The organism is Photorhabdus noenieputensis (assembly GCF_018448935.1).
Classification (GTDB): domain Bacteria; phylum Pseudomonadota; class Gammaproteobacteria; order Enterobacterales; family Enterobacteriaceae; genus Photorhabdus; species Photorhabdus noenieputensis.
The window spans coordinates 23,153-49,331 of sequence record NZ_RCWC01000016.1; the positions used below are offsets into that span (position 1 = coordinate 23,153).

The 26,179-nt window shown below is 42.0% G+C and carries 22 protein-coding genes and 2 tRNA genes; 13 read left to right on the forward strand and 11 right to left on the reverse strand.

The window, feature by feature from the left end:
* Positions 1 to 99: 99 nt before the first annotated feature.
* The 3 genes from deoA to EAE91_RS12345 all read right to left on the reverse strand — a co-directional run bounded on the left by deoA (position 100) and on the right by EAE91_RS12345 (position 4,043).
* Positions 100 to 1,422, reverse strand: a complete 1,323-nt coding sequence (deoA, locus tag EAE91_RS12335; protein WP_214088753.1) for a thymidine phosphorylase — start codon at positions 1,420 to 1,422, stop codon at positions 100 to 102.
* 73 nt (positions 1,423 to 1,495) lie between these two features.
* Entirely contained in the window at positions 1,496 to 2,275 is a 780-nt protein-coding gene (gene deoC, locus EAE91_RS12340) for a deoxyribose-phosphate aldolase (RefSeq protein ID WP_214088754.1), read from the reverse strand.
* Between the two features lie 502 nt (positions 2,276 to 2,777).
* Positions 2,778 to 4,043, reverse strand: a complete 1,266-nt coding sequence (locus EAE91_RS12345) for a NupC/NupG family nucleoside CNT transporter (protein WP_214088809.1) — start codon at positions 4,041 to 4,043, stop codon at positions 2,778 to 2,780.
* Positions 4,044 to 4,398: 355 nt separating this feature from the next.
* Between EAE91_RS12345 and EAE91_RS12350 the strand changes: the two genes are divergently transcribed.
* Positions 4,399 to 5,055: a phosphohydrolase gene (locus EAE91_RS12350; RefSeq protein WP_214088755.1), complete on the forward strand. Its 657-nt coding sequence runs from the start codon at positions 4,399 to 4,401 to the stop codon at positions 5,053 to 5,055.
* A gap of 25 nt (positions 5,056 to 5,080) precedes the next feature.
* On the opposite strand, the gene EAE91_RS12355 is transcribed toward EAE91_RS12350, so the two are convergent.
* A complete protein-coding gene (locus tag EAE91_RS12355) occupies positions 5,081 to 5,974 on the reverse strand; it encodes a LysR family transcriptional regulator (protein WP_214088756.1) in 894 nt (297 codons plus the stop codon).
* A gap of 170 nt (positions 5,975 to 6,144) precedes the next feature.
* On the opposite strand from EAE91_RS12355, the gene EAE91_RS12360 reads away from it, so the two are divergent.
* The 9 genes from EAE91_RS12360 to EAE91_RS12400 all read left to right on the forward strand — a co-directional run bounded on the left by EAE91_RS12360 (position 6,145) and on the right by EAE91_RS12400 (position 18,136).
* On the forward strand, positions 6,145 to 7,668 hold the full coding sequence (locus tag EAE91_RS12360; protein WP_214088757.1) for an MFS transporter: 1,524 nt from the start codon (positions 6,145 to 6,147) through the stop codon (positions 7,666 to 7,668).
* A gap of 335 nt (positions 7,669 to 8,003) precedes the next feature.
* Positions 8,004 to 9,311 (forward strand): 3-dehydroquinate synthase II domain-containing protein, encoded by a 1,308-nt coding sequence (locus EAE91_RS12365; RefSeq protein WP_214088758.1) that lies wholly within the window; start codon positions 8,004 to 8,006, stop codon positions 9,309 to 9,311.
* Positions 9,312 to 9,320: 9 nt separating this feature from the next.
* Complete coding sequence (locus tag EAE91_RS12370; RefSeq protein WP_214088759.1) at positions 9,321 to 10,109, forward strand: class I fructose-bisphosphate aldolase; 789 nt, start codon at positions 9,321 to 9,323, stop codon at positions 10,107 to 10,109.
* A 44-nt stretch (positions 10,110 to 10,153) separates the two neighbouring features.
* Positions 10,154 to 12,589 (forward strand): AMP-binding protein, encoded by a 2,436-nt coding sequence (locus EAE91_RS12375; RefSeq protein ID WP_214088760.1) that lies wholly within the window; start codon positions 10,154 to 10,156, stop codon positions 12,587 to 12,589.
* 27 nt (positions 12,590 to 12,616) lie between these two features.
* Positions 12,617 to 13,312: a methyltransferase domain-containing protein gene (locus tag EAE91_RS12380; protein WP_214088762.1), complete on the forward strand. Its 696-nt coding sequence runs from the start codon at positions 12,617 to 12,619 to the stop codon at positions 13,310 to 13,312.
* A gap of 40 nt (positions 13,313 to 13,352) precedes the next feature.
* Positions 13,353 to 15,014 carry an FAD-dependent oxidoreductase gene (locus EAE91_RS12385; RefSeq protein ID WP_214088763.1) on the forward strand — a complete coding sequence of 554 codons (1,662 nt, stop codon included), beginning with the start codon at positions 13,353 to 13,355 and terminating at the stop codon, positions 15,012 to 15,014.
* A gap of 57 nt (positions 15,015 to 15,071) precedes the next feature.
* Positions 15,072 to 16,796 carry an FAD-dependent oxidoreductase gene (locus tag EAE91_RS12390; protein WP_214088764.1) on the forward strand — a complete coding sequence of 575 codons (1,725 nt, stop codon included), beginning with the start codon at positions 15,072 to 15,074 and terminating at the stop codon, positions 16,794 to 16,796.
* Between the two features lie 72 nt (positions 16,797 to 16,868).
* A complete protein-coding gene (locus EAE91_RS12395; RefSeq protein WP_244868815.1) occupies positions 16,869 to 17,321 on the forward strand; it encodes a cupin domain-containing protein in 453 nt (150 codons plus the stop codon).
* Positions 17,322 to 17,389: 68 nt separating this feature from the next.
* Complete coding sequence (locus EAE91_RS12400; RefSeq protein ID WP_214088765.1) at positions 17,390 to 18,136, forward strand: SDR family oxidoreductase; 747 nt, start codon at positions 17,390 to 17,392, stop codon at positions 18,134 to 18,136.
* Positions 18,137 to 18,281: 145 nt separating this feature from the next.
* On the opposite strand, the gene EAE91_RS12405 is transcribed toward EAE91_RS12400, so the two are convergent.
* The 6 genes from EAE91_RS12405 to EAE91_RS12430 all read right to left on the reverse strand — a co-directional run bounded on the left by EAE91_RS12405 (position 18,282) and on the right by EAE91_RS12430 (position 23,625).
* Positions 18,282 to 19,055 (reverse strand): TatD family hydrolase, encoded by a 774-nt coding sequence (locus EAE91_RS12405; RefSeq protein WP_214088766.1) that lies wholly within the window; start codon positions 19,053 to 19,055, stop codon positions 18,282 to 18,284.
* Between the two features lie 4 nt (positions 19,056 to 19,059).
* Positions 19,060 to 20,124, reverse strand: a complete 1,065-nt coding sequence (locus tag EAE91_RS12410) for a patatin-like phospholipase family protein (RefSeq protein WP_247983088.1) — start codon at positions 20,122 to 20,124, stop codon at positions 19,060 to 19,062.
* 226 nt (positions 20,125 to 20,350) lie between these two features.
* The gene (locus EAE91_RS12415) at positions 20,351 to 20,728 is read right to left on the reverse strand and encodes a BON domain-containing protein (protein WP_214054008.1); all 378 of its coding nucleotides are present in this window, start codon (positions 20,726 to 20,728) and stop codon (positions 20,351 to 20,353) included.
* Positions 20,729 to 21,050: 322 nt separating this feature from the next.
* Positions 21,051 to 22,640 (reverse strand): peptide chain release factor 3, encoded by a 1,590-nt coding sequence (gene prfC, locus EAE91_RS12420; protein WP_214088767.1) that lies wholly within the window; start codon positions 22,638 to 22,640, stop codon positions 21,051 to 21,053.
* A 156-nt stretch (positions 22,641 to 22,796) separates the two neighbouring features.
* The gene (gene rimI / locus EAE91_RS12425) at positions 22,797 to 23,243 is read right to left on the reverse strand and encodes a ribosomal protein S18-alanine N-acetyltransferase (protein WP_214088768.1); all 447 of its coding nucleotides are present in this window, start codon (positions 23,241 to 23,243) and stop codon (positions 22,797 to 22,799) included.
* Positions 23,212 to 23,625, reverse strand: a complete 414-nt coding sequence (locus EAE91_RS12430; RefSeq protein WP_214088769.1) for a DNA polymerase III subunit psi — start codon at positions 23,623 to 23,625, stop codon at positions 23,212 to 23,214. The genes rimI and EAE91_RS12430 overlap by 32 nt, the downstream gene beginning before the upstream one ends.
* Before the next feature lie 127 nt (positions 23,626 to 23,752).
* Between EAE91_RS12430 and rsmC the strand changes: the two genes are divergently transcribed.
* The 3 genes from rsmC to EAE91_RS12445 all read left to right on the forward strand — a co-directional run bounded on the left by rsmC (position 23,753) and on the right by EAE91_RS12445 (position 25,277).
* A complete protein-coding gene (rsmC, locus tag EAE91_RS12435) occupies positions 23,753 to 24,769 on the forward strand; it encodes a 16S rRNA (guanine(1207)-N(2))-methyltransferase RsmC (RefSeq protein WP_214088770.1) in 1,017 nt (338 codons plus the stop codon).
* 265 nt (positions 24,770 to 25,034) lie between these two features.
* Positions 25,035 to 25,121: transfer RNA gene (locus tag EAE91_RS12440), tRNA-Leu, on the forward strand.
* A gap of 69 nt (positions 25,122 to 25,190) precedes the next feature.
* A tRNA-Leu gene (locus tag EAE91_RS12445) sits at positions 25,191 to 25,277 on the forward strand.
* Between the two features lie 62 nt (positions 25,278 to 25,339).
* Here EAE91_RS12445 and EAE91_RS12450 read toward each other — a convergent pair.
* Entirely contained in the window at positions 25,340 to 25,606 is a 267-nt protein-coding gene (locus tag EAE91_RS12450) for a DUF1435 family protein (RefSeq protein ID WP_214088771.1), read from the reverse strand.
* Between the last annotated feature and the right edge of the window lie 573 nt (positions 25,607 to 26,179).

Consider the following 26,179-nt stretch of genomic DNA (forward strand, 5'->3'; position numbering starts at 1 on the left):
CTCCCGGGGAGCCACTCCCTTGCCGTCGTGATACATCTTGAAATCCATAGGGTATAACCATGCGAAAATGTCACCATTATCTAATAATAAGTAGGGTTATTATTCGCCAATTCGGCGATAAACCATCGGTGTGGCTGGTTTGGCTTCTGTACCCAGAACGATAGCGTTACGTACTGCCTTTGCCGCTTCCTGCCATTCATTCTCATTGTTGGCATGAATAATAGCTAAGGGTGTACCGACATTAACTTCTGAACCCAGAGCAACGATATTGCTCAGCCCAACACTATAATCAATGCGATCTGTTGCCTTACGACGCCCTCCACCAAGGGAAACGACAGACATGCCTAAAGCACGGGTATCCATATGCGCAATAAATCCATGCTGTTCAGCCAATACGGGTTTGCTAAAAACTGCGGTTGGCAAGTAACTGTCATAACGCTCAACGAAATCCGTCGGGCCTTGTTGGGCTGCGACCATGCGACCAAAGATTTCGGCTGCTTTACCGTTATCTAAGACAGACTGGAGTTTATTGCGTGCGTCTTCACGGTCTGTTGCCAAATGGCCGGATACCAACATTTCAACACCCAGTGCGATTGTCACTTCGAGTAAACGTGGATTACGATTTTCCCCCGTCAGAAAGCGAACAGCTTCACGAACTTCAAGCGCATTACCCGCGCTGGATGCCAGAACCTGATTCATATCCGTCAACAACGCGGTCGTTTTACAACCTGCTCCATTAGCCACGCTAACAATTGATTCCGCCAGTTGCTGTGACGCTTCATACGTTGACATAAACGCACCAGAACCCACTTTGACATCCATTACCAATGCATCCAGCCCCTCAGCCAGTTTTTTGCCAAGGATAGAAGCGGTGATCAAAGGAATAGAATCCACCGTCGCGGTAATATCGCGAGTTGCATAGAAGCGTTTGTCTGCCGGGGCCAGCGAATCGGTCTGACCAATAATCGCCACACCAACATCCTGAATAATGTCACGGAAACGCCGCTCATCAGGAAAAATATCAAACCCCGGAATCGCCTCCAGCTTGTCCAGCGTCCCCCCGGTATGACCTAAACCACGGCCGGAAATCATTGGAACATAACCGCCGCAGGCCGCCACCATCGGGCCAAGCATCAGGGAGGTCACATCACCAACCCCACCGGTTGAGTGTTTATCCACAATCGGGCCATTCAGATTCAGGCTTTGCCAGTTCAATACGGTACCGGAGTCACGCATAGCCAACGTCAGAGCAACACGTTCTTCCATCACCATATCCTGGAAGTGGATAGCCATCGCCAGCGCAGCAATTTGTCCTTCGGAAACGGTATTGTCACGCACGCCATTAATGAAGAAACGGATCTCTTCTTCACTCAGTGGATACCCATCACGTTTTTTACGGATAATTTCCTGTGCCAGAAACAAAGCATTCTCCTAATCATGATTAAAATCGGGAAAAATTCGACAGTTATACAGTAACTGATACAGTGCTCAATTCTCAGTAATTGCTGCTTTGCTCTTGATTCTGATGCCCCAGAGTGGTTAGCAAACTGCCCAACAAGCTGGAAGCCCCAAAACGAAAATGACGGGCATCGGCCCATTTGTCACCCATGATATGACCAGCTAATGCCAGATATTGGGCAGCCTCTTCAGCGGTACGCACGCCACCAGCCGGTTTGAAGCCAACCGTTTCACCCACGCCCATCTCATGAATCACCTTCATCATGATTTCAGCACTTGCCAGTGTGGCGTTAACCGGCACTTTACCTGTAGACGTTTTGATAAAATCAGCACCCGCGTTAATTGAAATTTCAGATGCTTTACGGATCAGAGAGGCTTCTTTCAGTTCACCGCTTTCAATAATAACTTTTAGCAGCACACCCGCTTCCGCGCAGGCAGCTTTACACGCTTTTACCATGTCAAAACCGACTTGTTCATTACCGGCCATCAATGCACGGTATGGGAAAACCACATCGACCTCATCAGCGCCATAAGCGATAGCAGCACGAGTTTCGGCTAAAGCGATATCAATATCGTCATTACCATGTGGGAAGTTTGTTACTGTTGCAATACGGATTTCAGGCGTGCCCTGTTCACGTAATACCTTACGTGCCAAAGGAATAAAACGAGGGTAGATACAGATAGCCGCAGTATTACCCACCGGGCTTTTCGCCTGATGGCAAAGCGCCGTCACTTTTTCATCGGTATCATTATCATTGAGTGTCGTTAAATCCATCAAACTTAGCGCACGCTGCGCTGCTGCGGTTAAATCGGTCATAAAACTCTCCAACGTTATTATCGCGGCTAGCTTCTGCTAGAGCCACACATGCTGTTAAACGATTGTTTGTTGGCGAGCGGACTTGTTCCCTAAAGATGTCGCGATAATATGCCTACCACGACGATTGAATTCCTTTTCACCGCACTATGCTCTCTTCGGCTTATGGTCCTTAATGCGAGCCTCGCCTTGATCCTTGAAATTTGGCATATCTTATATTTGAACATTTCAACGTTCAAAAAATTGTGCTAACAATCACACTAACTACATGTAATTTGCAAGATAATAATTTCAAATGTGATTTTTATCACATAAAACTATATTTATCATGGGATTTACCGGCAAATCCAACTTACTTATCATCAAATAATACACGACAAAAAATATAACTCACGTCTAATAAACAAAGAGTATGAAGGCGCGGCTTTTTCATCACGAATTAAAGATAAACCGGTAGGAAAATAGATTGCAGGCGGGATTATCCCACCTGCCTATTTCAACAACGTTACAGAGCCAGGAAGAAGCCTGCGATAGTTGCACTCATTAAGTTAGATAATGTGCCCGCTATTATGGCTTTCATTCCCAAACGAGCAACATCTCCGCGGCGGCTCGGTGCCATACCGCCCAGACCACCTAGCAGGATAGCAACGGAAGAAAGGTTAGCGAAGCCACACAATGCGAAGGAAATAATTGCTTTGGTGTGATCTGACAGCACCTGCAAACCAGCAGCCGCAACCACATCATCCGGTTTCAAATACTCACCGAAATTCATAAAGGCAACAAATTCGTTCACAACCAGTTTTTGACCGATGAAAGAACCCGCAACGGTTGCTTCATTCCACGGAACACCAATCAGGTAAGCAATCGGTGCACAAATCCAACCCAACATCAGTTCAAGAGAAAGTTGTGGATATTTAAACAAACCACCGATACCACCGAGAATACCATTTAACAATGCAATCAGAGCCACAAACGCCAATAACATTGCACCGACGTTCAATGCCAATTGCATACCAGAAGCGGCACCAGAAGCGGCTGCATCAATAATGTTAGCAGGACGCTCCTCTTCAGCGACCAGTGACATCGCATCAACAGTATCGCGTGGCTTTTCAGTTTCAGGCACCATCAATTTCGCGAACAACAGGCCACCTGGTGCCGCCATAAAGGAAGCCGCAATCAGATATTCCAAAGGAACACCCATTGATGCATAACCCGCCAGTACCGAACCCGCAACGGATGCCAGACCACCACACATTACCGCAAACAGTTCAGATTGAGTCATGGTCGCAATATAAGGGCGAACAACCAGTGGTGCCTCAGTTTGGCCCACGAAAATATTCGCTGTCGCAGACAAAGATTCTGTACGAGAAGTTCCGAGAATTTTTTGCAGACCACCACCCAATATTTTGATAACTAGCTGCATAACGCCAATGTAGTACAACACAGCAATCAATGAAGAGAAGAAAACAATAATAGGCAGTACACGCAGGGCGAAAACAAATCCCCCGCCACCAAACAGTTCAAACATTTTGGGGGAAACTAATCCACCAAAAATAAAATCCATTCCTTTCTGACCATACTGGATAACACTGGAAACTCCCTCAGACATCCCTATTAATATCTTCTTACCTGCGGGAACATAAAGTACGAAAGCACCGATAGCGACCTGAATCAAAAAGGCACCAAGAACAGTACGAAGTTTAATAGCACGATAATTACTGGAAAAGAGTACTGCGATCAAGATCAGCACTGCCATCCCGACCAGGCTCATAAGGAGTTGCATTGGAAGAATCCCTGTTCACTTAATAATAAATTAAATATGCCAGTTGAACGTAAATCATTCACTGACGATGAGTCGGCGCTGATTATACTCAGTCATCAGAATGAACAAGCTATTGACATCACAAATATCTACTGAAAAAAGCGATAAAAAAATGATAAATGTGATGCAAATCACACAAATTACAAAAATAATCTGCAATGAATAATCTAATCTAGGAATGGCAAAATAATCGACAATTAAGGAATAATTATCAGGTAAGCGTAATTAAAGGATAGGAAACAGATAACAGAAGACAGAAGACAGAAGACAGATAACATATTGTATCTTTGAGTAAGTGAAAATAATGAAAGCCAATATATTAGAAGAGCGCTTAAGAGCGTTTTTAAAATATCGACTCGCAAACTCTAATGATAATGCTCATGATATTGGGCATCTGATCCGTGTCGCAAATAATGCGAAAAGAATCATGGAGAAAGAAGGAGGTGAGCCTTTAATCATCATTGCCTCAAGTTATTTACATGACATCGTGTCATTACCAAAGAATCATCCAGAGAAAAAACAGTCCTCAAAGCTTGCAGCACAGGAAGCCGTAGAAATTCTATCTATTGAATTTCCAGAGTTCCCAAAAGAGTTTTATAGTTCGGTAGAGCATGCCATTCTAACCCATAGCTACAGTGCAAACTTACCGCCTAAAACAATAGAAGCGAAGATACTCCAAGATGCAGACCGATTAGATGCGTTAGGAGCCATTGGGATCGCTAGAGTATTTTACATAGCGGGTATGCTCGGCCAGGGGCTTTTTCATCATGATGATCCCTTTGCGCTTAATCGCCCGTTGGATGACAAATCCTATACAATCGATCATTTTCAGACAAAATTATTGAAGCTCCCTGAAAAGATGAATACCACAGAGGGCAAGAAGATCGCACAATCGAATGCCCAATATTTGGTTGACTTTTTGAGTAAATTATCGAGCGAGATTAAAGGCGATTTAATTTAATGGATTAATTTTTTGATCAATATTCCTATCGCTCCTGTGGGAATAAGTTATCTACCATGAAATCAACAAAAACTTTGACTTTGGGAAGTACCCAGCGGTTAGATGGCCATAGAACACGGAAAGTACTCGAAGTATCAGACCATTTATCCAACACGGTTAATAATGTACCGTTAGCCAATGCTTGCTTAACGGTAAAATCAGGCAAACAGGCAATGCCGTGACCTTGCAGTGTCATGTAAAGTAGTGTTTCGACATGATTGCAGGTCATCTTTGCTTGAAGATGTATATCCCCTCCAGACTCTCCTAAGCATAGCGGCCATTTCTCCAAAAGATTGGTTGTTGGAAACCGGTGCATCAAGCAGGCGTGATGGAGTAAGTCTTTAGGTTGTGATGGCTTACCATATTGTGCAAAGTAACTGGGAGCGCCAACGTATAAAAAACGGCTAGATCCGATACGTTTGTTCATCAATCGTGAATCATTGAGTTCTCCTGTTCGCACCACAGCATCAAACCCTTCATCAATGACATCAACGAGTCGATCACTAAAGTCCAAATCCAATTCTATCTGTGGATAACGTACAGTAAAGGCTGACAATACGGGCAGCATCAGGCTGCTGACTAATGGCAGGCTCACCCGCAAACGGCCTTGAGGTGCAGAGATAGAACTCAATAATTCATTTTCTGCCGAGGTGATTTCGTCCAAGATGCGCTTGCAACGTTCAAGGAATAGAGTGCCTTCTGTCGTTAAACTGACGCTGCGAGTGCTACGTTGGAGCAGGCGTACCCCCAATTTCTCTTCCAACCGGGAGATGCTTTTACTGATGGACGAAGGGGATAACCCAAGTTGATTGGCCACGGCTGTGAAACTACGAGCTTCGGCTACACGAATGAAAATCATGAATCTACTCAAACTATTCATCTGGATTTCCTGGGCTTTTTTAGATCACGATTAATGACAAAATAGTCACTTCAGAAATGATTATAGACCTATTTATCTGCCATTAGTGAATCTGTAGTATGAAATAAAATATCTCTTGCTCTAGCTGCTATACAGCGACAAGCCATACGTACTCAGGGCAGAAAATCGAAATGGTGATGAAATCTCAAGTAAATATTGGATCAAGCGCAAATAAAGGGCCGCTGGTCTTGACTGCCTGTCTTACCGCCGCGGTGATTCCTTTGAGCATTGCAGGACCTGCCGTCGTGGTGCCTTCGATCAACAAAGCGCTTGGTGGAAGTGCGGTAGAACTGAGTTGGGTCATTAACGCTTACATTCTTACTTATGGCAGTGCAACAATGGCTGCGGGTAGCTTAGCCGATACTCATGGGCGCAAGAAACTCTGGCTATTCGGTTTATTTCTCTTTGCTGTTGTTACTGCGGCGATACCTTATATGCCGTCCGTGTTTTGGGTTGATATTTTACGGCTCATACAGGGGTTGGGAGCGGCGGCGGCCTTTGCGGGTTCAATGGCAGCGTTGACTCAGGAATTTGAGGGTCATCAACGTACACACATTTTCAGCCTGATTGGCACAACATTTGGGGCAGGAGCAGCTTTTGGTCCTTTTTTGGCCGGGCTACTTATTGATTCGTTAGGATGGCCTTGGGTTTTTTGGCTACCTGCTTTGGTGGCATTAGTTGCCAGTATATTGGTGAGTATTTATGCACGAGAAACACGCGATCCCGACGCAGAAGGGCTGGATTGGCCCGGCGCAATAACATTTACCTCATCTTTAGCTGCTTTTACCTATGGAATCATTCTGGCTCCGGAAAAAGGATGGGGAAACAGTACGGTGCTTGCAACACTGATCTGTTCCATTATTATTTTCATCATATTTATTATTATTGAACGACAACGTTCAAGGCCCATGTTAGATCTCTCGTTATTTGCCAATGCGCGCTTTGTCGGTGTGCAACTTCTCGCCATCGCGCCAGCCTATGCTTATGTTGTCTTGCTCGTTATATTGCCGGCACGTTTTATTGGTGTCGAAGGGTACAGCGCATTCGAAGCCGGCCAAATGATGATTACCTTGTCCGCGCCGTTGCTAATAGTCCCCTTTATTGCCGGTCAATTAGCTCGCTGGATTAATGTCGGTGTCATTTCAGGTATGGGGCTTCTCATCGCTGCTGGTGGCCTATTCTGGCTAGGTTATGGGATCTCTGGCAATACGACGGCTGAAAGATTATGGCCAATGTTGGTTATCGGCATCGGAATTGGCCTGCCTTGGGGATTGATGGACGGTTTGGCGGTGAGTGTCGTACCTAAAGAGCGAGCGGGTATGGCGACTGGAATTTTCAATGCTGTCCGTTTAGCGGGAGATGGTATCGCCTTAGCGGTGGTAGGCGCGATTCTCTCTGCTCATATATCTTCGGGTTTAAGTACATTAAGCAATATTCCGGCTGATATTTTATCTGAAATATCTACACGTCTTGCAATGAGCGATTTAAGTAATGCTGTTGCTATTTCCCCTTCATTAGATAAGTCATTGCTCCATAAGGTATACGAAGAAGCATTTCGATATCAATTCATTGCACTTGCAGTAGCGGCAGCAATTACCGCAATGTTAGTGTTTATTTTATTGGGTAAAGTAAAATCCCACGGTGAAAGTAAATAGAAAAAACAATTGATATTAATAATAAAATCACAAATGTTAATTATTCTGTAATTTGAGAAACTGTCTTTTATCATCAGGAGAAATGCCGACACTATCTATATACCCTTAAACACAGAGTGAAACTTTTCTACACATTTTCCCACATTGGAAAAACAATAAATAACATATTCAGGAGAATATAATTACACACCTTTTTAATATTATTAAATAAAAATTTAAAGTTTGGGTGTTTATCGACATGAGAAAAACCGAAGATATGATAACAATTTATTATTATTTATTAAAAAAATTACCAATTGAAGAAATTATCTTATATTTTACGGGGGATTTTGAATATGAGCAAAAATATCGTTAGCGTACCAAAGGAGGCAGTTAGTATCACGTCTGAAAATTTTGAAACGTCTGAAATAATTGCCAAAAGGGCATCTATAAGATTAAATAGTCCAGGCAAAGAGTATAATTCCAAGCGTGAAGATTTAAATGGGCCAGTCATTTGGTTTGATACTGCAAAATTGTCAGCCCAGAGGCCAGACGATACTATTTTCATCAGGGTGATAAATTCTCTTTATAGTGGTATAGTTTTATATCCAAATAATATTTCAACTTTCATCAATGCAATACCCAAAAGAATGCAAATAGTTCTGAAAGTGAGAACACTTGAAGAGCTTAATAAATTTAAAGAGAGCGAACATTTTGCTTTATTTAAATCTTCTGATACCAACTCGAATAAATGTATTTGCTCCAACGACATAGCCACTTTGAAGAAACTTAAAGCAGAGTCTATTGCGACCTGCTATGAAAGTTATGTTGATGATCAAGATAGTCTGCTTAAAACAATCAATGAAGGAATGGAATTCAATTTTCTTTGGATTCTTTTTCGTGATCCAACCAATATTCCTCTTGAGCTGGTAATTGCATCATTACAGTCTACCGGGACTATTTTATTAAAAGAAATTAGCGATCCTGATGATGTTGATGATGCAATAGTCTCTTATGGTGTGATGGAATATGGTGCTGAAGGTGTTATTTTCTCACCCAATAAACATGATGTTATGAGCGACTTTATCGATCGTTTATCATATAACAAAAAAGAATCACTGCAACTGCAAGTCGGAATCATTACAGAAAGTCGTCCTGTCGGTATGGGATATCGAGCTTGTATTGATACATCCACGTTATTCAGCGAGAACGAAGGCATGCTGGTAGGTAGTACCTCCCAAGGTGCCCTGTTGTGCTGCCCGGAAGTATTCTTTCTACCTTATATGGAACTGAGACCATTCCGTATTAATGCCGGAGCGATACACTCCTATGTATATAACTTTAATAACCGAACAGATTATATGAGCGAATTAAAAGCCGGCTCATCGGTAATGGCGGTTAATTCGAAGGGTGAAGTACGGCATATAACGGTTGGGCGCGTCAAAATAGAACAACGCCCTCTTCGGTTAATTGAAGCAGAGTTTCCAGGGAACAAACGGGTGAATGTTTTGATGCAAGATGATTGGCATGTGAGAATTTTCTCTAGCGAAGCAAAACCTTTAAACATCTCTGAACTTAAACCTGGAGACAAGGTGCTTGGTTATATTACCGAGCCTGGTCGTCATGTTGGCATTAAGATTAATGAATCTATTATTGAAAAGTAGGTGATGATTATGGGATACGTCGGAAGAAAATTAAGAGAAAGCAGATTGTTATTTCCCAAATCAAACCGCGGATTAATAGTGCCGATTGATCATGGGTTAACTCTGGGGCCCATCTCTGGTTTACAAAGTGTTTATGCGGTTGAATCGTGGATTAATAGCAACTATGTGAGCGCTGTTCTGGCCCATAAAGGAGTATTGGAAAAGCTCATTCTGCGTGGAATGTTGCGCCCTTCGACAGGTATTATTCTTCATATGAGTGGCATGCCATCGATATCAGAATCACCGGATACGAAGATATTAGTGGCGAGTATAGAAGCCGCTCTTCAACTCGGTGTAGATGCCGTTTCTATACAGGTAAATTTCACCGAAACAAATTTCGAACACAATTTATCTATATTGGGCTCTGTCACAGATATCGCACATGAAGCAGGGCTGCCTGTACTCACAATGCTATATGACAAAGTTATTTCCGCGTCGTCAGAAATAAAGATGGAAAGGCTTCATCATCTTATCAGGATTGTCACCGAACTGGGATCTGATGCAATAAAAATAGGTTTTCCTGACTCAGAATCCGCTATTGCAGAAATCGTGGAACTTCATGGTTCTGATATTAAAATTTTCTTCGCCGGGGGAGAAAAAACGTCTGACGAAATACTGATTAATAATACCAAAGCCGCTATTTCGTCCGGAGCTTGCGGATTATGTGTTGGTAGAAATATTTTTCAAAATCTCAACCCACAATCCCTGCTTCACCATTTATATGAATGTATAAATTCAGAATCAATATCTTTGGCTTGATATCATAGATTTCACGCAGTTGAATATGACTAAAAGGGTTTATCATGGAACTCGCTATCAATACTCAAAACGAACCTAAAAAAGAAACAGGCTATTCTTTATCACCATTATGGGAAGACATTTTTTCTAAAGAGTTATTGGAAGAAATTAATACCAATGTATTTTTGGTGGCTTGCCGTTCTGGGAAAGCCAACCAGAATTTACTCAGAAAATTCATGATCCAGCACCAGTACTATTCACAATATTTCACCCGATATCTGTGCTCGTTGATGGGAAATTTAATTGATCAAAATGATTTTACGCTTCTTTCGCATAATTTGCTGGAAGAGCTAACAGGAACTGATGCGGCAAAGATATCTCACGTAGAATTATATAAAAAGGCGATGGCGGCAATTAATGCGGTTCCTAAAAGTTATCCGATGCTTAAAAGTACTCAGCAATTGATTAATATTATGTTTGAGCATTGCCGAAGTGATAATTCTTTAAGGGGACTCGCTGCTCTATGTTTGGGTGCCGAGGCAATCGTGCCTTTGATTTATGGTCCAGTTTTAGATGCATTGCGAACAATGAAAGCGCCTGATGACGCATTGCATTTCTTCAAAATCCATGTTGAGGAGGATGAAGAACATGCCATAGTGATGAGGAAAATTATTGATCGCATGATTGAAGGAAACCCCCGCGGCAAGGCAGAAGTGATGGCTTTTGGTGCAGAAGTAATACGTTTTCGGATGACGATGCTAAATGAGATATATCAAAGTAGTGTTGGGATAGATCCGAATGTAACGACCCTTTTATCTGAACGTGATTTATTCTGTTTGCGTAATGATAACATGTTAGGTAGCGGTAATTTTCTTGACCGCTGTTTATCGCTAAGTAGTACCCCGAATGTGGATTTTATTTTTACAGATAAACCTATAACCATAGCGAGTCAACGTAATATCCAACAATTCAGCCTGGATACCTTGGCAAATATTAGACGTGAACTGGCAGGTTGGTATTTGGCTAATGGGATTAAAACCGGGGATGTCGTTGCTGTTTGTCTGCAAGATGGAATTGGCCCATTTCTGCATTACATTGCAATCACGAGTATTGGTGCCACAATTGCGTTAATTAATCCGGCGATGCCGTCGGATATTGGCATCTCTTATATCAAAGAGAACGGTTTTAATAAACTCGTCACCGATGAATTTTCTGTTAATCATAATTCACTGATAAAGAGTTTACGGAATGCCGGTGATATATGTGAAATTCTCAATATTTCAAATTTCAATACCGAGGTGGAATATAACTTGCCTTCCTGGTGGCCGTATATTCCTGCGGATACAACATTACTGATGTTGAGCCATACTTCTGGTACGACAGGCGTTCCTAAAGCGGTAAAATTTGAACATCGTCAATTCTTTATGGGAAAACGTGCAAGGCTTGGACGTTTTATCGAATCACCAGACGAGCGTTTGCTAACTGTTTTGCCGCAGTCTCACTCCTCTGCTATTAGTCACCTTGAAACGGCTATATTGCATGGTCTCCCAACTTATGTACTTAGTAGCCAAGAGGGTGAACCGGTAAGAGAAGCGATAAAAGATTTTTCTCCTACAACGGTTGTTGCGTTTCCCAAAAGCTACGTTTCTTTGCTGGAACACGAAGTATCGTATGCGGAATTCCCGTCAGTACGACGCTGGTTTAGCATGGGTGATGCAGCCCATCAGAGTCATATTAGCCGTTTACTGGTAGGTTCGCCGGGGGCGCGTTTTATCGATGCGTTTGGCAGTTCGGAACTTGGTATGGCTCTGTTTCAAAGTGTATCCACGGCAGATCAAATTGCACCGTCTCGTTCAATTGGACGTCCTGTTGATATCGTCACAGCCAAAATAGTGGACATGACTTCTGGTGATGAGATGTCGCCAGGAAGTGTCGGAGCGCTCGCGGTATGTTCACCAACAATTACTTCTGGCTATTGGAAACAGCACCAGAAAACCGCTGATGCATGGCGAAATGGATATTTATTGACCGGAGATGTCGGATATTGCAAAGACAATGTTTTTTATCAGATTGATCGTGTGGTTGATGTTGTTCATACCCCTGACGGCCCGTTGTATACCCTTCAACTGGAAGAGGCGATACAGACAATCGAAAGTGTATATGATGCAACAATTATAGGATTGAATTTACCTTGTGCTGAAAATGGAAAAATAACATTAGTTGCATTGATTCTATTGAGTAAGAAATTAGCTGAGGATGTCGATATTGTTGCAGAAAAAATTCTTCAACTCATGCAGGAAAAGAATGGAATCGGGAACTCTATTGGAGAATATATTGTTATTGTTGTTAATAGTTTCGAGCAAATTCCTATTGGCGTAACCGGTAAGGTTTTGAAACGCAGATTAAGGGATCTTCTGCCTAAAATTCTTGAGGAATATGAAACAAGTAAAGAAATTCCAAATGGAATTTTAAAAATCACTCGCTACATACCCACTAATTAACATTAATAATAGAGAAGGTAAATTACAGTGAATGAAGATCTTTATGAAAAACCGGTTATCGACACTATAAAACAAAAACTGATTCTTGCTGAATCCTCCGGTATTTCTGAGTTTGAATGTATGGGAAAGCTATTTAACATTCATAAAAATGTGTTCCCTCCCACTCATTTCCAGTCCACCGGTATTTTTACCCGGCATATTCCTTATGTGCGAAATAGCTCTTTTTTAGAATTAGGCTGTGGTGCGGGAGTGACCGCTATTACCGCAGCACTAGAAGGGTGTTACCCAGTTGTTGCTTCCGATATTAGCGAGGAGGCAGTGAAAAACACCTTATTTAATGTGACTCGGCACCGGGTAAATAATTTAATTTCTGTCAGGCATGGAGATTTATTTGACATATTAAAAGACGGTGAAAGTTTTGATATTATTTTCTGGAACTCTAATTTTTTATTTGTTCCTGAAAATTATTCTTTTAACGAGGAAATTTATCATGCATTTTACGACCCAGGATATATAACCCATAAACGCTTTCTTCAGGAAGCGAGAAAATATCTTAATCCTCAGGGCAAGATACTTATCGGGTTTAGCAGCCAGGGCAATGAAGCCGCATTTAGTGAGTTACTCTCAGAGCATGGCTACAACTATGTTGTTTTATACGAGGAAAAAGGAAAAGGTGAAAATGCACAGATATATAAAATCTTCCAACTGACATCTTTAATCTAATCGGTTTATTGCCACGGGTCATGGTTAAGGAGGGTTAATTTTGACTTTAGAAAATGAATCACCAGTAGCCATCGTCGGCGGCGGACCCGTTGGCTTAATGCTGGCTTTATTTCTGGATTTATACGGTATTCGTTCCGTTATTTTCAATTTGGACGAGGAAACTCGATGGCACCCTAAGGGTAATACCCATAATGCTCGCACGATGGAACATTATCGTCGTTTAGGAATATCTCAGTCTATTCGGGCATTAGGGTTGCCAAAAGAGTTTCCTTTGGATGTATCATATTTTACCCGGCTTAATGGATGGGAACTCGCCCGTATCAATATGCCGTCGGGAATGCAGAAAATATCCAGACTCAAACATGCTGTTTCAACCGATCCCGTTCCAGAGCCATTAATGCGGGTCAACCAAATGTATGTTGAAAAATTTTTACTACAGCATGCCCGTAGTCGTCCAAATATCACTATGAGATATGGCTGGCGCGTTAAAGATTTTATCCAGTTTAAAGATCAAGTAAAACTTTATGCGGAGTGTATTAAGGGAAAACATTCCGATGAGGTCTGGCACACCAGCTATATGATCGGTTGTGATGGTGGGCAAAGTTTTGTTCGTTCCAAGCTTGGTATCGCATATGAAGGAACAGTTGAAGCCAAAATAGGTTTTCTGACTGGCGGCATGATATCCAGTTATATCCGTATCCCTGAACTTCACCAAGGGATATTAAAAGACCAAAAGTCTTGGATGTACAATATTATTTCGCCCACGTTGAGAATGTTATTTATCAGCCTGGATGGCAAAGATGAATTTTTACTTATGACTCAGAGTGAACATGGAAAGTCTATCAATGAGTCGGAATTAATTCGTATAGCTCAGGCAGGAATAGGCTCAGATATTGAAGTATCCGTTCTGAGTAATTCGGTATGGAAAGGTGGCGTGGCACTTGTCGCTGAAAGATTTTCTGACGGCAAAATATATTTGGCGGGCGACTCCGCTCATCTATTTTCTCCTACCGGTGGTTTTGGCATGAATACTGGAATCGACGACACAAGCAATTTAGCCTGGAAAATTGCTGCGTCTCTCAAGGGTTGGGCAGGTAATGCATTAATGGATTCTTATGAAAGCGAGCGCCGTCCAATTGCATTGAGAAATACCGCTGCCGCACGTTTTTTAACTCAGCGGGTCTCATCGTTATCCATACCGACAAATCTAGAAGATGCAGATTTCGCAGGGAATTTGGCCCGTAAAAAAATGGGAATTGAGCTAAGTGCATTCCGCAATCAATTTTCTTCTATCGGTGTTGAACTTGGTGCCCGATATGACCACTCTCCTCATATTATTAATAGCGCGCCAATACCGGATGATGACTTTATTCATTATCAGCCAAGTCATGTGCCAGGAGGCCGATTACCGCACCTGTGGCTCACACCCGCTCCAGGAACAAGAATATCGCTATTCGATATTTTAGGCACTGGATTTAGCTTACTTCGGGTAGGGGCCTATTTTCCAGCAGTATCCGAACTATTAGATCAGGCATATCAACGTAAAATTCCGATCAAGATTATTGATCTTTCCGGTAGTGATGCCTGGCAATTGTATCAAGCAAGGCTCCTTTTGGTACGTCCTGACCAATATATTGCCTGGAAAGGCGATGAGGTGCCGCACAATATAGGTTCAATACTGGATAAGATTATAGGTAATTAAGAAATGATTTTCCGGGGATATGAGTATTAACATGAATTAAATACGGAACACAATATTATGATTGAGACAGATGTTCTTATCGTAGGTAGCGGTCCTTCTGGCTCCGCAGCAGCTTTGTTTCTGAGTACTTATGGGATTAATACAATGGTCATCACCAAACATCGGTGGTTGGCTAATACACCTCGTGCGCATATAACAAATCAGAGAACAATAGAAATATTATCAGAGTTTGGTGTTGGTGATGAATTAATGGCGAGCTCGGTACTAAATGAGGTGATGGGCAATAGTATATTCTGCGAGACGCTAGCAGGAAACGAAATTGCGAGAATAAAATCATGGGGAGCGCATCCAGAACGTTTGGGTGACTATAAAATAGCGAGCCCATTTAGTATCTGTGATATACCGCAAACTTATCTTGAGCCGATATTGATTGGCCGAGCTATTAAAAATGGAGCACATGTTAAATTTTCGTCAGAATATATACAGGCTACACAAGATAAACAGGGGATTACGGTAACGGCTTTTGATCGTTTAGAAAAACGGGAATATAAAATACGGGCTAAATATCTTATTGGCGCTGACGGTGCCAGAAGTAACGTTTGTTCCGATGCACAATTGCCTATGAAAGGCGAATTGAATCTTGCTGGCTGTATAAATATTTTCTTTGACGCTGATCTATCTGCTTTAGTTTCTCATCGGCCCGGAGCGTTATTTCTCATTTTCAATAATGAGGCTATTTCTGGTGGCATTGGCTTGGGTGCATTAAGGATGGTGCGTCCGTGGAAAGAGTGGTTAGGGGTGTGGAATTACGACATCGCTAAACCACCGCCCATAATTACAGAGAATGATGCGGTCAATATTCTTAAAAAGCTTATCGGTGATTATGATGTGGATATAGATATTAAGTCGATATCGACCTGGACGGTAAATAATATGTATGCGGAAGAGTATTCTAATCAACGTATATTTTGTGTTGGCGATGCTGTTCATCGGCATCCACCAAATAATGGGTTGGGATCTAATACCTCTATTCAAGATTCTTATAATTTATGTTGGAAACTTGCCTATGTTCTTAAACACTATGCGGGACCGGAATTGTTAGAAACTTATAGTCAAGAGAGAGTTCCAGTAGGAAAAGCGGTTGTTGCCCGGGCAATGCAAAGTATAAGTGAAAGCCAAGAACTGAGTCTTTCATTGGGGCTGGATAAACCTACCATTTCTACCGCAGAATTTCTTTCCGCTGATGATGATATTGGTATAGCGAGAAGAAATAGATTTTATAAAGCATTAAGATTGAAGAATTATGAGCTTAATGGACACGGAGCTGAGCTAAATCAGCGCTATAGATCGGCAGCTATTTTGAACGAAAAAATTTCTAACGAAGAAGAAAAAAGTGATGATCTATTTTTCATGTATCACTCTACATTTACACCTGGTGCACGAATTCCACATGTTTGGTTAAGCCAAAAGGGAAAAATTATATCCTCAATTAATTTAGTTGGTCATGGGAAATTTTCATTGTTCACCGGAATAGCGGGGAAGAAATGGATTTCAGCAGTAGAAAAATATAACCAAGAACATGCTGGCAAAATAAATGCATATATTATTGGTCCTGGCGAGGAAATTGACGATATTTATGGTGATTTTTATGGTCGCTGTCATTTTGATGAAAACTCCTGTGTTCTTGTCAGACCTGATGGACATATCGCATGGTATTGCCGAGATAATAGAGAGCATGATAAGCGCCTGGCAGAAAATATGACTAAGTTACTTTTAAAATAAAGTGTTTTTAACGTTATTTCAAAATAGTAAAAAATAAAAATTTTGGCATAAGAGATGATATCAGAGGTAATTATGGTGAAAAAGAGTTATTTCTCCTCTGGAGACTTTAATAAAGTTCCCGGTGAATTAATTGAAGATAAACCAACGCAATTAATTCATGAAAATGTATTGAATTCTGACGTTAGCCAAGATTTGAATTTCTCAAATGAAAGACGTCATAAAGTAGCTATGGTTAATTTACCCAGTAAAGTTTTGAGTATGACATTAGGAGGATTACAACCTGGAGAATCCACTCGTAAACACCGACATAGCTATGAAACGATAATCTATATCGTGAATGGCGAAGGATATTCATCAATTGGCGAGCAACATGTTTCATGGAAAGCCGGTGACGCGATATATGTGCCTGTGTGGGCATGGCATCAACATACAAATAGCAGTGTCACTGATGAGGCTCTTTATATTGCATGTGAGAATGCCCCCATGTTGCAAAACTGGGGCCTTGCCGTTCGTGAAGAACTTTGAATTTAGCAGGATATACATCAATTAAAAGCCTATCCCAGTAGGCATTTTCTAAGAGGAATGAAGCAATCATGTTTAGACTATCGGGGAAATATACATTAATTACCGGAGGAACAACCGGTATTGGTTTCGAAACGGCAAAAAAATTTCATGCCGAAGGAGCTCATGTTGCAATTACTGGAAACAATCCAGAGACATTAGATTTTGCCCAGAGATTCTTTGGCAAGGATGTTTGGGTTATACCCAGTGACGCAGGGTCTTTGGCATCACAAGTCATCTTAAGGGATACAATTAAAGAGCGTTGGCCGCAGATTGATGCTCTGTTCCTAAATGCCGGAATTGTGACGAGCCATAAATTAGAAGAAGAAAGTGAAGAAGGTTTTGATCGCCTGATGTCGATTAATTTAAAAGGGCCGTTTTTCCTCTTACAATCTCTGCTCCCTCTTCTCGCGAGACCATCTTCCGTCATTTTATCCGGCTCAGTGAGTGGTCATATTGGTAAAAGTGGCACAAGTGCGACTTATTCAGCAAGCAAGGGAGCTTTATTAGCGATGGGACGTGCTTTGGCTGCGGAATTTGTCGATCGTCAGATTCGGGTTAATAGTATTAGCCCCGGCCCAATCATGACTCCGGCATTCGACAAACTAGGGATAAATAATACTCAACGTGTATATCAGGAAGTGAGCGCGATGATTCCAACTGGGCATCTAGGAACCCCGGCTGATGTCGCAGATGTAGCCGTTTTCCTCGCGTCAGATGAATCTAAGTTTTTGTTGGGAACTGATATTATTATCGATGGCGGTATGGTTAATATTTAAATAAAAGCAGATTTTACGAATAACTGTATCGTTGGTTTGTGCAATACACGGATAAAATTTTTCAAGATTACTTAGCAAATGAGCGGCACCTCAAATATTGGGAACTAAATCTCACAGTTGGGGTACCGTTTTTTTAATCTCTCAATCATATAACCAATCCAAATAGTTCAACACTGTTATGATAAAGCTGGTTAGCAATTTCATCAGGAGATTCGTGACGAATCTCACATAACGAAGCAAAAACTTCGGCAACTCTTTCCGGTCGGTTAGGTTCTCCCTGAAAGCCGAAAAGTGGCATATCCGGGGCATCGGTTTCCAACACAAGAGACGTTAACGGGAGTTCAGCCATTACGCGACGTGTTTTCTGTGCTCTTTCATAAGTAATGGTCCCCCCTACCCCAATGTAATATCCCAAACGGATAAAAGCCTCCGCCTGCGATAAACTACCCGCAAATCCGTGTACTACTCCGGTACGGCAAAGGTTGATTCTCCTTAAGATCGCTGCCAGTTGATCATGGCTTTTGCGGGAATGGAGGATAACCGGTAATTCATACTGTTTTGCTAACCGTAATTGAGCAGATAACAACGCTTTCTGCTTTTCAAACTGCGGTTCAGTCATATAGAGATCAAGCCCTATCTCCCCAACCGCCACCAGCTTTTCATGTTTCTGTTTCAGAAATTGTTCCAGATCCGCAAGATGCGCCTCCTGATGTTGTTCGATATAAAGAGGATGCAAACCCAATGCGGCATAAATCGCTGGATAAGAATGAGCCAGCTCAGATACCCGTTGCAAATTTGCCCTACTGATAGCAGGGACAATAATTTTATCCACACCAACCTGTGCTGCCCGTTGCAAGCTCTGCTGTTCATCACTACAAAACGGAGGGAAATCAAAATGGCAGTGGGTATCAATAAACATCAAACTATCCGTTATCAATCTGTTCTGACAATGCAGCTAAGTCAGTCGGCAACGTAACCAACGTGCTATTTTCTTCATTCTGGCACAAGGTGCTACCGCTTAAATGATCGTTGTTATCCTTAGCAAAACTAAATTTATTACCAATAAATAAGTGACCAACTGTTTCCAGGAAATAGCGCCCACAACGACGCCCAAGGTGATAATCCCGATTCAACGCCGGCAAACGGCTACCTAATGCACTGCTAGTTAAGGGCGCAGGCGGATAGATCTCAAAAATCTGTACATCATCAGGTGGATTTTCAATAAATTTCTGGATGCGGTAGTAGCTTTTCGCATGTTGTTGTAGCATCCGTACCATCTTTTGCAGACCACTATCTCCCAACCAACGTTCCATTCGTTGTACCCAATCAGGCGTGTAATAGAGCTGTGAAGGGACTGTGCGGATCACTACGATAGTATCAGCACCACGCCGATACGCCTCTTCTACCGGAATAGCGTCACTGATGCCACCATCATAATAAACAACATCATTGATCGTCACACCATTGCGATAAAACCCAGGAATGGCGCTTGATGCCTTAATCACTTCCAGCCAGTTGTGCTCATCAGGCTGAAAATAGGTAGGTTCAAAATTATCTGAACGACATGCACACGTATAAAATTCACATCCAGCCGCAAATTTACGTAAAGCTGCCGGGATATCCAGTGGCAGGTCCTGAAAAGCGGTCTGCACAAACCAATCTAAATCAACTAAATGACCTCCACGTACAAAACGTAAAGGGTTAAAGAAAGCTGGATTAGTTGTATAGCGACTAATAGCACGCCGGGCATATCCACGCTGCCCACAAATATAAGCTGAAAGGTTCTGAGCGCCTGCCGAAGTGCCAAGCAGTAGATCAAACGGGTTGAATCCGACACGCATAAATTCATCCAACACACCTGCGGTAAAAATGCCGCGTTGCCCTCCACCTTCACAAACAAGCGCAACCTTTCCAGATTTAATAGACGACTTATATTTATAGGATAACAGATCAATATTTCCCAACGTTATCGGTATACGTTTCCCCACACAGCCCCCAAGAAAATAAATGACGGATAGAGAGCATAACTTGGAAAGTTATTATCCGTCATCATATTATGGTGCTACGTGGTCAATATTTTAGTAAAAGTACCCCTGGTGAGGGCGCATATCTGGTTAGTACTATCCGGTCAGTGCTATCCGGTTTAGTACTATTCGGTTTAGTACAACGTAAAATTATCTGAATGGAAAACAACCATTCGATTAACAAAATATATTATTTTTTTATAGTCAGACCGTTTTGAATCGACTTGACCCCTTTCACTTTAGCGATAATCTCTATAATTTCTCTGGATTGTTTCTCGCTTTTCACAAAACCAGAAATATAAACGATTCTCCCCTCTGTTTTTACCGAAATATCACTACTGTTGATCCCTTTTGCTGCCAACAACTCACTTTTAATCTTTGCTGTGGTAGCACTATCACCCATATAACCATCGATGCTTTTCATTGAATCATCGATTTTCTGACCAGCACTGTCGAGTGCTTGTGTCGCTTTATTTTTAAAAGACTCCTCCGCCAGTACACTATTGCTAACTAGAGTGGTACCCAAGGCAATAGCCACTAACAAGTGAGCCAATTTAACATTCTTCATTCTATACCTTCCTTAATTGTCGGTTAGATTTCTGAATCTATAAAGCCATTCAAGCTGTCTTTACACATCTCTTTACACAACATAACCTAAGTAAGCTAAACAGAATCACAATCCTCATTAGCATTAAAAAATAGGTTATTACTTCCAATAAAATCGGAAAATAAAAACGTCAATCCAGTAAAGACCGGGGAAATAATAACAGGAAAATAAAGCAAAGCGCTATAAAAGTAAGACGGATCTTGCCGACTAAATTATAAATTATTCTTGTGTTACATATATTTTTGTAAAGAAAAAGGCTAACTCATTGTTAGCCTTAAAAATATTAATGTTCCCGCGTCTTGCGGAAATTGACGTCAGGATAACGTTCACCCGTCAAATTTAGGTTAACCATCGTTGGGGCAATATAGGTCAGGTTGTCACCACCATCGAGCGCCAGATTTTGCTCATTCTTACGCTTAAACTCTTCCAGCTTCTTAGCGTCATGACACTCAACCCAACGTGCCGTTGAGACGTTTACCTGTTCATATAAAGCTTCAACGTTGTATTCGCTTTTTAAACGGGCAACAACCACATCAAACTGGAGAATACCAACAGCTCCCACAATCAAATCGTTATTTGTCAGTGGACGGAATACCTGTACAGCACCTTCCTCAGATAATTGAACCAATCCTTTCAGCAGTTGTTTCTGTTTCAGAGGATCACGCAAACGAATACGACGGAACAATTCCGGAGCAAAGTTAGGAATACCGGTAAATTTCAGATCTTCCCCTTGAGTAAAGGTATCACCAATCTGAATTGTCCCGTGGTTATGCAGACCGATAATATCTCCCGGATAGGCATGATCCACATGAGAGCGATCACCCGCCATAAATGTCAGCGCATCAGAAATCACCACATCTTTCTTAATTCTTACTTGATGCAGTTTCATGCCTTTTTCATATTTACCTGACACGACACGCAAGAAAGCCACGCGGTCACGGTGTTTAGGGTCCATATTGGCCTGGATCTTAAAGATAAATCCGGTAAATTTATCTTCCTGAGCGGAGACTGCGCGAACATCTGTCTGACGCGGCATCGGCGCAGGTGCCCATTTCACTAAACCATCCAGCATGTGATTAACGCCGAAGTTACCCAGCGCAGTACCGAAAAATACTGGTGTCAGTTCACCTTGCAAAAATGCCTCATGATCAAATTCATGGGAAGCACCCTGCACCAATTCCAGTTCCTGACGCAATTGTTCAGCCAAATCTTCACCAATCGCGGCATCCAGTTCAGGATTATTCAGCCCCTTAATTGCGCGGACTTCCTGAATCGTGTGGCCCTTTCCGGTTTGATACAGGTAAGTTTCATCAAGATAAAGGTGATAAACCCCTTTAAAAGACTTACCACACCCAATCGGCCAGGTAATCGGAGAACAAGCGATATTCAACTCATTTTCCACTTCATCCATCAGTTCCATTGGATCACGGATATCGCGGTCAAGCTTGTTCATGAATGTTAAAATCGGGGTATCGCGCAGACGGGTCACTTCCATCAATTTACGTGTCCGATCCTCAACCCCTTTAGCGGCATCAATGACCATCAAGCAACAGTCAACCGCTGTCAATGTACGATAAGTATCTTCGGAGAAATCTTCATGCCCTGGCGTATCCAACAGGTTAACCAGACAATCTTGATAAGGAAACTGCATCACAGAAGTGGTAATGGAAATACCACGCTGTTTCTCCATTTCCATCCAGTCAGATTTCGCGTGCTGGTTTGAGCCACGACCTTTCACCGTGCCAGCTTTCTGAATCGCCTGTCCAAACAGCAACACTTTTTCAGTAATCGTTGTTTTCCCTGCGTCAGGGTGAGAAATGATAGCAAAAGTTCGCCGTTTAGCGACTTCCTGCTGAAAAGGGGAATTTGACATCAATAACAATCTTCTGCTTTATATACGGGCTTGTATTCAACATCAGACGCTTCCCCGCAAGGAAAACAGTTGCCAAACCCGTGGGTGAATGAAAAATTGACGCTCATTTTCGCTGAAATTGGTGTTATAAACAATCAATCAATTTTATAGCACTTATTAGACAAACAGCGGCAACGCCATGATGATGGCATCTTCTTTACCTGTCGCAGTAGGATAGTAACGCTTACGAACAGAGACTTGGTTAAACCCTGATTGTTCATATAACCTAATAGCGGAATGATTCGATTGTCTAACTTCAAGCCATAAGGTATTCGCCCCTTTACCCGGCAGAATTGATATTAAATACGCTAATAATGCTTTACCATAACCCTTACCTTGGTAGTCAGGGTGAATAGCAATATTAAATAAGGTTGCTTCATCTAATACCATTTGGGTTATCGCAAAGCCAATAAGTTGTTCATTAATCACTATTTTATAATTCAAATACCGCTCACCCTGATTACTGAAAAATGTTTTCTCACTCCACGGAAACGCATGACTGGCTTTCTCAACCAGAAAAGCGGACGGGAGATCAGCGGGAGTTAATAGAGAAATGTTGTTCATGTTGAAAAATTTGTTGCCAGAGAGAACGTTTTGCCTGTCCATCACAATATAAATCATTTAATGCCGGGCTTCTCAAAGAAATTCCCTGCCATGATAGTGTAATATCCACACCTAACAACCAATATGGGCACTTAACCTGTTCCGCTAACATTGCGACATTATTTGCTGTAATGCAGTAAACAGAGGATTTATCCAACCCCATAGCGGTGAAAATATCTATTAATAATGAATTAGTTAAATCAATGTGGTCATTGGTAATAATCAGCAGGCGGGTGGTGTCAGGTAAGTGAACAGCTAATTCACCTTGTAAAACCGCTGGGTTACGTAAGGTCCATTGGGTAATCCCCAGTTGAGCTAATAACCTGTCGCGCCGGGTTACCATATCTATTTACCTGCTGTAAAAAACAATCGGTAATATGTTATCAGAGGCCACGATCTGCGCCAATATTAGGTGTTAGATTTATCATTCCTGATACTTGGACACAGAACATGAAGGAGCTTATAGACAAATGTCTGCGTTAACCCCCGCCAGTGAAGTTATTTTGCGTCACCGTGAGCAACTTAGCTCTCATCATCTGCTCTTCGCCGGTGATATTCAGGACACATTGGCAACCCAAATTGATGCTGCCAGTGTGCGAGTGCACACTAACCAATATCATCACTGGCAATCACTGATCCGCACTCTAGGTGATCATGCCTGGTTTGGACTGGTAGCCGAAAAAGCATTTACTCAGGGTTGTGACACCCTGATCTACTATTGGCCTAAAAGTAAGCAGGAAGCTCGCTTTCAATTACGCAGCCTGTTCTCTATTTTGCCAAAAGGTATCAATATTTTTATTGTCGGAGAAAACCGTAGCGGAGTACGCAGTGTAGACAAACTGATGGAAGGCATGGCGACGTTTCGAAAAATCGACAGCGCCCGTCGTTGCAGCCTGTTCTACGGCCAGTTAGAACACGAAGTGCTGTTCGAACAAGATAACTGGTGGAACAGTTATCAAGTGGAAAACGTCATAGTGAATACATTGCCGGGTGTATTTAGCCAGGATGAGCTGGACGTTGGTAGCCGTTTATTGCTTTCTACCTTTGACAAACCTCTCTCTGGCAAGTTACTGGATATCGCCTGTGGTGCGGGCGTTCTGGCCGCGGTATTGGGTAAGAAAAATCCTGAGTTAGCACTGACTCTCAGTGATGTTAATGCCGCAGCCATTGCATCCAGTAAAGCAACCTTAAAAGCTAATAAACTGGAAGGTCATGTGGTTGTCAGTAACGTTTATTCCAATATTGAAGATAAATTCGACTGGATTATCTCTAATCCTCCTTTCCATGATGGATTAAAAACCAGTTTACTGGCAGCCGATGATCTAATCCGCCAAGCCCCCAACCACCTCAAACCCGGAGGAAAATTACGGATTGTGGCCAATGCCTTCCTGCCTTATCCCGATTTACTGGATAAAACTTTTGGCACTCATGAAGTCATTGCTCAGACAGGGAAATTCAAGGTTTATCAAGCAACAAAAAAATTCTAATTGACTCAGCCTGTCCTTGATTCAAGGACAGGTTATCTTTGATAAAAACATAGTATACCCTATGGATTTCAAGATGCATCGCGGCGGCAAGGGAGCGAATCCCCGGGAGCATAGGTAACTATGTGACCGGGGTGAGTGAGTGCAGCCAACAAAGAGGCAACTTGAAAGATGACGGGTATATAATAAATAATGATTGACGCCGACTACAAAACCTCTAAAATGCGCCTCCATGCTATCAATCAACAGATTGATAGTGTCTGAATTTGCGAGGGTGGCGGAATTGGTAGACGCGCTAGCTTCAGGTGTTAGTGTTCTTACGGACGTGGGGGTTCAAGTCCCCCCCTTCGCACCAAATCAGACAACCGCTGATTAAATTCGGCCAATATTAAGTTAGGCAATAAAAAGTTAAATGACAGTACCTGCGAGGGTGGCGGAATTGGTAGACGCGCTAGCTTCAGGTGTTAGTGTCCTTACGGACGTGAGGGTTCAAGTCCCTCCTTTCGCACCAATCTGTTCATTTTCTATATTTCTATAATCGCACTGCTCATCCATTCTTTCTGCGATAAAACATCAAAAACAGCCAAACCGGTGCATGCCAGCCAATAAAGCACACAACACAGCAAACCCTGATGGTATCAACAGAAAATGACGTGACTTCTGGTTTAGCAACATAAATAGCGTCAGCAACATCGCTAATACCACCCCAATTTTGAACTGCTCAATTCCAGGATTAACGATGACGAACAACATGCCAGCCAGGCTAGATAAACCTATGCCCCACAAGCTGGTAATGCCCTGCCAGAAAAGCGATCTCTCTCTGTCTTTAATTCTGACCATAACTTGCACCCAGTCAAATGATAATGATTACCAATATCATATACAAAAAAGTGTGAAGTACAAGCCAGTTGCAATTGCTAATCTGGCAGATCAAATCAATATCCTGTGACACCAGTTCAAACTATTCCGATTCAACATACTACAGAGTTGAAAAATCGTGGTTCGAAAATATTACAAAGCACTAACTCAAGCACTTAATAGGAGAGCTCCTACAGTCAATGAATATCATATTAATTGCGGCAAACCCAGATGTAGCAAGGCGTTCAGTGAATTATGCAGAGGGTGCACAGCGAAGGAGGCGAAAAAGATTTTTAGGGGGTATTTCTGGCAGGCAAATAAAAGCCGGATGAGTCTGGGATAATAAATTTAGTGCATAATTTTTTTATTATGGTAAGACTGAAATTAAAATTAAGTAATTGTCTGATTTTGCTTAAGAATAGAGATTCATCACAAATTTAAAGGTGGATCTTTTCCATGCTGGAATGGGTAAGCATTGTTGTTATATCCTGCTTAATTGATGCTACGTCGGAAATCTTGACACAAGTCAATCAATTATTAATTTGATATTGAGTG

Excerpts from the sequence above, each read along its gene's own strand:
- deoC (WP_214088754.1), bottom strand. The coding sequence starts at position 2,275 with ATGACCGATTTAACCGCAGCAGCGCAGCGTGCGCTAAGTTTGATGGAT.
- EAE91_RS12345 (WP_214088809.1), bottom strand. The coding sequence starts at position 4,043 with ATGAGCCTGGTCGGGATGGCAGTGCTGATCTTGATCGCAGTACTCTTT.
- EAE91_RS12350 (WP_214088755.1), top strand. The coding sequence starts at position 4,399 with ATGAAAGCCAATATATTAGAAGAGCGCTTAAGAGCGTTTTTAAAATAT.
- EAE91_RS12355 (WP_214088756.1), bottom strand. The coding sequence starts at position 5,974 with ATGAATAGTTTGAGTAGATTCATGATTTTCATTCGTGTAGCCGAAGCT.
- EAE91_RS12360 (WP_214088757.1), top strand. The coding sequence starts at position 6,145 with ATGGTGATGAAATCTCAAGTAAATATTGGATCAAGCGCAAATAAAGGG.
- EAE91_RS12365 (WP_214088758.1), top strand. The coding sequence starts at position 8,004 with ATGAGCAAAAATATCGTTAGCGTACCAAAGGAGGCAGTTAGTATCACG.
- EAE91_RS12370 (WP_214088759.1), top strand. The coding sequence starts at position 9,321 with ATGGGATACGTCGGAAGAAAATTAAGAGAAAGCAGATTGTTATTTCCC.
- EAE91_RS12375 (WP_214088760.1), top strand. The coding sequence starts at position 10,154 with ATGGAACTCGCTATCAATACTCAAAACGAACCTAAAAAAGAAACAGGC.
- EAE91_RS12390 (WP_214088764.1), top strand. The coding sequence starts at position 15,072 with ATGATTGAGACAGATGTTCTTATCGTAGGTAGCGGTCCTTCTGGCTCC.
- EAE91_RS12395 (WP_244868815.1), top strand. The coding sequence starts at position 16,869 with ATGGTGAAAAAGAGTTATTTCTCCTCTGGAGACTTTAATAAAGTTCCC.
- EAE91_RS12400 (WP_214088765.1), top strand. The coding sequence starts at position 17,390 with ATGTTTAGACTATCGGGGAAATATACATTAATTACCGGAGGAACAACC.
- EAE91_RS12405 (WP_214088766.1), bottom strand. The coding sequence starts at position 19,055 with ATGTTTATTGATACCCACTGCCATTTTGATTTCCCTCCGTTTTGTAGT.
- EAE91_RS12415 (WP_214054008.1), bottom strand. The coding sequence starts at position 20,728 with ATGAAGAATGTTAAATTGGCTCACTTGTTAGTGGCTATTGCCTTGGGT.
- prfC (WP_214088767.1), bottom strand. The coding sequence starts at position 22,640 with ATGTCAAATTCCCCTTTTCAGCAGGAAGTCGCTAAACGGCGAACTTTT.
- rimI (WP_214088768.1), bottom strand. The coding sequence starts at position 23,243 with ATGAACAACATTTCTCTATTAACTCCCGCTGATCTCCCGTCCGCTTTT.
- EAE91_RS12430 (WP_214088769.1), bottom strand. The coding sequence starts at position 23,625 with ATGGTAACCCGGCGCGACAGGTTATTAGCTCAACTGGGGATTACCCAA.
- rsmC (WP_214088770.1), top strand. The coding sequence starts at position 23,753 with ATGTCTGCGTTAACCCCCGCCAGTGAAGTTATTTTGCGTCACCGTGAG.
- EAE91_RS12450 (WP_214088771.1), bottom strand. The coding sequence starts at position 25,606 with ATGGTCAGAATTAAAGACAGAGAGAGATCGCTTTTCTGGCAGGGCATT.